Source organism: Polaromonas sp. UBA4122, assembly GCA_002381615.1.
In the GTDB taxonomy this organism is placed as follows: domain Bacteria; phylum Pseudomonadota; class Gammaproteobacteria; order Burkholderiales; family Burkholderiaceae_C; genus Polaromonas.
Map to the genome: position 1 here is coordinate 14876 of DFWY01000092.1, position 5731 is coordinate 20606.

Annotated in this window: 7 protein-coding genes, 1 pseudogene and 1 riboswitch; of the genes and pseudogenes, 3 read left to right on the forward strand and 5 right to left on the reverse strand. The window is 58.6% G+C overall.

Annotated features, from left to right (window positions below):
* Window positions 1-374 (reverse strand): annotated as a pseudogene (locus B3F77_RS12430) (alpha/beta fold hydrolase); the annotation flags it as partial.
* 218 nt (window positions 375-592) lie between these two features.
* Complete coding sequence (locus B3F77_RS12435) at window positions 593-1156, reverse strand: TMEM165/GDT1 family protein (RefSeq protein ID WP_293605253.1); 564 nt, start codon at window positions 1154-1156, stop codon at window positions 593-595.
* Window positions 1157-1162: 6 nt separating this feature from the next.
* Window positions 1163-1377: riboswitch (yybP-ykoY riboswitch) on the reverse strand.
* A gap of 159 nt (window positions 1378-1536) precedes the next feature.
* On the opposite strand from B3F77_RS12435, the gene B3F77_RS12440 reads away from it, so the two are divergent.
* On the forward strand, window positions 1537-2739 hold the full coding sequence (locus B3F77_RS12440; RefSeq protein WP_293605254.1) for an ammonium transporter: 1203 nt from the start codon (window positions 1537-1539) through the stop codon (window positions 2737-2739).
* A gap of 84 nt (window positions 2740-2823) precedes the next feature.
* Here the strand turns inward: B3F77_RS12440 and B3F77_RS12445 are convergent, their stop codons facing one another.
* Genes B3F77_RS12445 through B3F77_RS12455 form a run of 3 tightly spaced genes read right to left on the reverse strand, consistent with a single transcriptional unit; the run spans window position 2824 to window position 3864 of the window.
* Window positions 2824-3297, reverse strand: coding sequence for a DoxX family protein (locus B3F77_RS12445; RefSeq protein WP_293605255.1), 474 nt, complete (start codon window positions 3295-3297; stop codon window positions 2824-2826).
* A complete protein-coding gene (locus B3F77_RS12450; protein ID WP_293605256.1) occupies window positions 3284-3586 on the reverse strand; it encodes a hypothetical protein in 303 nt (100 codons plus the stop codon). The genes B3F77_RS12445 and B3F77_RS12450 overlap by 14 nt, the downstream gene beginning before the upstream one ends.
* The gene (locus tag B3F77_RS12455; RefSeq protein ID WP_293605257.1) at window positions 3583-3864 is read right to left on the reverse strand and encodes a hypothetical protein; all 282 of its coding nucleotides are present in this window, start codon (window positions 3862-3864) and stop codon (window positions 3583-3585) included. Before B3F77_RS12455 ends, B3F77_RS12450 begins: the two co-directional genes overlap by 4 nt.
* 97 nt (window positions 3865-3961) lie before the next feature.
* Between B3F77_RS12455 and B3F77_RS12460 the strand changes: the two genes are divergently transcribed.
* Both B3F77_RS12460 and B3F77_RS12465 read left to right on the forward strand, forming a co-directional pair.
* A complete protein-coding gene (locus tag B3F77_RS12460; protein ID WP_293605258.1) occupies window positions 3962-4213 on the forward strand; it encodes a hypothetical protein in 252 nt (83 codons plus the stop codon).
* 1049 nt (window positions 4214-5262) lie between these two features.
* A partial coding sequence (locus B3F77_RS12465; protein WP_293605259.1) for an RNA recognition motif domain-containing protein occupies window positions 5263-5731 on the forward strand: 469 nt, incomplete at its 3' end.

Below are 5731 nucleotides of genomic sequence, written 5' to 3' on the forward strand. Positions count from 1 at the left end.
GCGCTGACCCAGTCCTGCACCGTCACAACCGGAAAATCAGCGCCGTAAATTTCATTGGTATCCGGATTGACCTGCATGGGCCCGGTGGAGCCGAAGCAGGAGCCCAGGTTGTTGACGCCGATCACAAAAAACTGGTCGGTATCCACCGGTTTGCCCGGGCCAATCATGGTGTCCCACCAGCCTTCGGACTTGACCTTGACGCGGCCGGTCTCGTCCAGGTAAACCCCGGCCACATGGTGCGACGCATTCAGCGCGTGGCAAATCAGCACCGCGTTGGACTTGTCGGCGTTGAGCTGACCGTAGGTTTCATAACTCAGGTCGTAAGCGCGAATCGACGCACCGCTTTGCAAAGGCAGGACCTCGGCAAAGTGCATGGACTGCGGCGTGGCGACAAGGACTGAAGCAAAAGACACGATAGGAGTACCCACGATAGGAAGACCAGAGATCAAGACCAGCAAAACAGCAATGTGAAGCAACAAAAAGAAAACCCGGCATCGCTAAGGGCGAGTCCGGGTTCATGGATTTTCGTCTTTAGCGGTACTTTTTAAGCGCCCGCAAGCTGAGCAAATCGGCGCTATTTAAGTATAGCAAGCTAGGCGGGTACCAGCAGCGCCAACAATCCCAGCAGCGTAAAAATGAGGGCCGAAACGATGTGGACCACGCGCAGCGGCACCAGGCGCGTGACACGGCTACCCAGCCAGACCACCGGGGCGTTGGCCAGCATCATGCCTAGCGTGCTGCCGGCCACCACCCAGACCCAGGTCTGATAGCGGGCGGCCAGCATCACGGTCGCGATCTGGGTCTTGTCGCCCATCTCGGCGAGAAAAAACGCCAGCACGGTGGTACCAAACACGCCAAAGCGCGGGGCGTCCGAGGTTTCCCCGTCATCGAGCTTGTCGGGGATCAGCATCCACACCGCCATGGCGATGAAGGAGGCGCCCAGAATCCAGCGCAAGACTTGCGGGCTGATGACTGTGGTGACCCAGGCACCCAGTACGCCGGCCATGGCATGGTTGGCGATGGTGGAGACAAAAATGCCGAGGACAATGGGCCAGGGTTTGCGAAATCGCGCTGCAAGCACCAGCGCGAGAAGTTGCGTCTTGTCGCCCATTTCGGCAAGGGCGACGATGCCAGTGGAGACGAGGAAAGCTTCCATGAAACAAATAACTCCGGCCGGATAAAAACCAATGACTGCACGACATCCCCGGCCTGAAACGGAGGCTGTGCAGTCAAAGGTCTCGCCAAGCTTGATGCCGTTTGCGCCATGTTGGCCTGGGTATCTCAACGATATTTCAAGGCCAGACAAGTCTGTTGACGCAAACCCCTCTCGCTCCTGTCAAACAGGAGGAAGGGAGGCTACTCCCCAATGACAGCGCACAGTATACCGGCAGCGCCTGGCCGGGCTTGCCCGACGACGGCTTGGTGCCGATCGCTTTTCTGCACGCTTCTGGCGCATTTCTTGCTTGTATTTGGTGCGAGTCTCAGCATTCGCCAAAAAACGCACCAAGACAATACATTTCATTCGAAGAGGGATTTATGGAAGCACTAAAACAGGGCTCAGATGCCTTGTTCATTCTGTTGGGCGGCATTATGGTGCTCGCCATGCACGCCGGTTTTGCCTTTCTGGAGTTGGGCACGGTCCGCAAAAAGAACCAGGTCAATGCGCTGGTCAAGATACTGGTGGATTTCTCGGTATCGACCGTGGTCTATTTTGCGGTGGGCTATGGCGTGGCGTATGGCACCCATTTCTTTGTCGGAGCCGAGGAGCTGGCCGCCAAAAACGGTTACGAGCTCGTCAGGTTCTTCTTTTTGCTGACGTTTGCGGCGGCCATTCCGGCGATTATTTCGGGCGGCATTGCCGAACGCGCGCGCTTTTACCCTCAATTGATTGCAACAGCGATCATCGTTGGTTTTGTGTACCCGTTTTTTGAAGGCATTACCTGGAACCATCATTTTGGCGTGCAGGCCTGGATCAAGTCAGTCACCGGCGCCGAATTTCATGATTTTGCCGGCTCCGTCGTGGTTCATGCCATAGGCGGCTGGCTGGCACTGCCAGCGGTGATTTTGCTGGGCGCACGCCGCAACCGCTACCGCAAGGATGGCGCGGTGTCGGCCCACCCGCCCTCCAACATCCCTTTTCTGGCGCTGGGCGCCTGGATCCTGACCGTCGGATGGTTCGGCTTTAACGTGATGAGCGCACAGACCATCGACAAGATTTCAGGCCTGGTGGCCGTCAACTCGCTGATGGCCATGGTGGGCGGCACGCTAGCCGCGCTGGCCTTTGGCAAAAATGACCCCGGCTTTGTGTACAACGGGCCGCTGGCAGGGCTGGTGGCGGTGTGCGCGGGCTCTGACCTGATGCATCCGCTGGGCGCGCTGGTGGTGGGTGGCGTGGCCGGCGGGGTTTTTGTGGTGATGTTCACGCTGACGCAAAACAAATGGAAGATTGATGATGTGCTGGGCGTCTGGCCGCTGCATGGACTGTGCGGCGCCTGGGGCGGTATCGCTGCGGGCATTTTTGGCAGCAAGGCGCTGGGGGGCTTGGGCGGCGTGAGTTTTGGCGCTCAGTTGATTGGCAGCGCCATGGGCGTGGGCTGGGCGCTGCTGGCGGGCTTTGCCGTTTATGGCGCGCTCAAGGCCACCATGGGGCTGCGCCTTAGCCAGGAAGAAGAATTTGAAGGCGCGGACCTTTCAGTTCACCGCATCGGCGCCACACCTGACCGCGAGGTCAACTGGTAATCGGAACCTCCACGCGGGGCGCAGACTTGCTATTTATTTAGTAGCTGACTGCGCCCGTCCTTCCTGCGCTAAACCCACTTTTCATCAATAACCCGCGCGCTGCAGGCGCGGCGCGGCCCACCGGTCCAGTGACCATGGACCCAGGCCGTAAATGGCCAGCCCGGCCAGGAGCGAAGCCCAAAACACATGCTGCTGCAGCGCAGCCGGTGCCATCTCGGCCAGGGAAATGACGCCCACCGCATTCACCACAAACAACCCCAGCGCCGAAAAGCGTCCACCGAGGCCCAGCACCAACAGCACCGGTAACACCAGCTCGCCCGTGCTGCCCATGGCCGCCGCCAAGGCCGGTGACAGCATGGGCACCTTGTATTCATTGGTAAACAGGGCAACCGTGGTTTCCCAGTCGCGCAACTTGGTCAAGCCGGGCAGGAAAAAAACCTGCGCCACATACAGCCGCGCCAACAAGGCAGCTGCCGGCTGCATGGCGTCAAGCGCACGGGTCAAGTGGTGCCAGAGGTTCAAACCGCGCCGGATCAAACCGGGATTAGGGGTATTCATGAGTGTTCTTTCTCAATGGTGTGTAACAGATGCGCGCCTGTGACCAGACCTGTTTGCACGGACTGGCCCAGCCAAGCCTCGAAATCAAATGCTGGCGCGTCATTGTCAGCACCTCCGGCAAGGTCAGCGCCTGTTCCCGTGACAGCCCGGCCAGCAGCGCCGACACCAGAGCATATTCCGCTGCGCTGATGCTGCGAACCCGCAGCTTGAATCCTTGCCGCCAGGCCAGGGCGTGTTCGCCCAGACCAGCCTGCAGCAACTCCCGCGGGCTGCGCTTTCGCAGGCTCACCCAGCAGGTGCCCGTTGACGATGCTGACCGCCGGGTAAGGACTTGCCAGCAGGGCCATGCCCGCGCACAGGGTCAATGTGGCCTGCTCTGGGTCGCCCGTGGAAAGCAGGGCCAAGGACAGCGGCCGGCACCGCATCGCAGGCGGCGTCAGCCCGGTGCAGGGCCCACTCGATACGCGCAACATCCCCGAGGAAGGGCTCGTCGACCAGTTGCGCCGCTGCGCGTTGCAACAAGCATGCTGGACAGCAGGGCGGCGGCGACCAGGGCAGTTGGTTCATTTGAAAATCTCCTGTTAATTCATCAAGTTGAAAATCAACCAGGGCAAAAACCTTTTTCTGTCTGGTTGCGAATTGGTCTGCGGTGCGCGGGTTTTTCATGGTTTTTGAAAAGAAAGTCCGGGACGTCCTGCACCTGGAAGCTGGAGAATATCGCAGCCACCACCCGCCAAGCCATCGCAAAGTTCCGGCCAGCAAAAATTCCGTGGGTCTTGCGCACAAGTATAAGAGACAGCCGCTAGACTGCCGCCCCAAGCCCACCTTTGAAGATCAGTTGGTTGAACTCCGCGTCTACCTTATCCGCTTTGCGCGCCTGCAGTTGCGCAATGACGACTGGGCCGCTTGTTTCTGATGCGCGAGTGGCTGGAACTTTCTTCGCGAGAAGTCTGTAAGGAACGGCCCCTCATACCGACTAATTTATATGTCCAGTTGCACCGTGCCGCCTGCGCCTGCAGAAGTGCCTGCACATTCACTGGTTTGGCAAACACAGCACCTGATCCATCCGAATTTTGGCGTGAAGCCTAAGATCACGTTACTCAGCCGCACCTGTCGGCAGGCCGGTGCGCTGCTGATCGCATCGCCCTGAAGTTGTATCTGCCGGCATGTAAAGCCTGTCCGAAATTCGAAAATCAAGTGCTTACCAGGCGGGTAGCCATGGGCCGGTGGCGCCACTACAGCAGCGGAGCGGGCTGACGCCGCGAGTTTCGCCGACCAGTTGCCTGAATAAAAGGGGGGTTCTGCGGCTGCGAAAGCGGCCTTCACAGGCCGCCGATTCACCCAAACGGGGAACAGATCGGCCATTAGTGTTGTAATATTTTGTAACTATTTACTCGTCTGCTGCAAAAAGCCGCGTGATTTCCTGCGGCACTACAGCAGGGATTGAAACGGTTCAGGCGTCCGAGTATTTTTGGGAGGCACTCTCTTGTTTGGCGTCGCCGCGGCACATCAAGCTGGAAGCTTGAACTACCATGACGACTATGTATGTGTGCGCAAACTTTTCCAAAAAACCAATCAGGGACTTGGTCAAGGTTTAACAATATCTGAATTTCAGCGCTAGATGGTGCTCGTTTTATCTTTGGCTCCGGTCCCTTTTTCGACCGGCATTCCCACTAGCGGCTGGCTGGCCGAAGGGACTATCCCGTAAGCCCTGCCTCGTTACACCTGCCACGCAAGACCCGGGAGAATACCCAATCCCCTTCTCATGCGGAGCTGGCGCGGACTAGGTAGTCACGATAATTGTTTGTTTTTTTCCTAACTGGCGCATAATATACGGGTGTGAATTTAAATATTCACACAAGTTAGGTGATCGGTCAGTTTCGCGCGCTACAGCGGTACGTATAAGATTTGTTGTGCTTTCGGGACCCCATCGCTTTTGTTATTGTGTTTTAGAGGAGTCCCTTCATGGGCAACAAACTATACGTCGGCAACCTGCCTTACTCGGTGCGTGACGAAGATCTGCAACAATCTTTTGGCCAATTCGGCGCTGTCACCAGCGCTAAAGTCATGATGGAGCGCGACACGGGTCGCTCCAAAGGCTTTGGCTTTGTCGAAATGGCCAGCGATGCAGAAGCTCAAGCCGCAATCAATGGCATGAACGGCCAGCCTTTGGGCGGCCGTAGCGTTGTCGTGAACGAAGCCCGTCCAATGGAAGCACGTCCTCCACGTAGCGGCGGCTTCGGCGGCGGTAGCGGTGGTGGTGGTGGCGGCTACGGTGGTGGCGGCAGCGGTGGTGGTGGCGGCGGTTACGGCGGCGGTGCAGGTGGTGGCCGTTCCGGTGGCGGTGGCGGCGGCAGCGACGGCGGTTTCCGTAGCCCGTACGGCGGCGGCGGTGCTGGCGGCGGCGGCGGCGCTGGAGGATACTGCACTACAG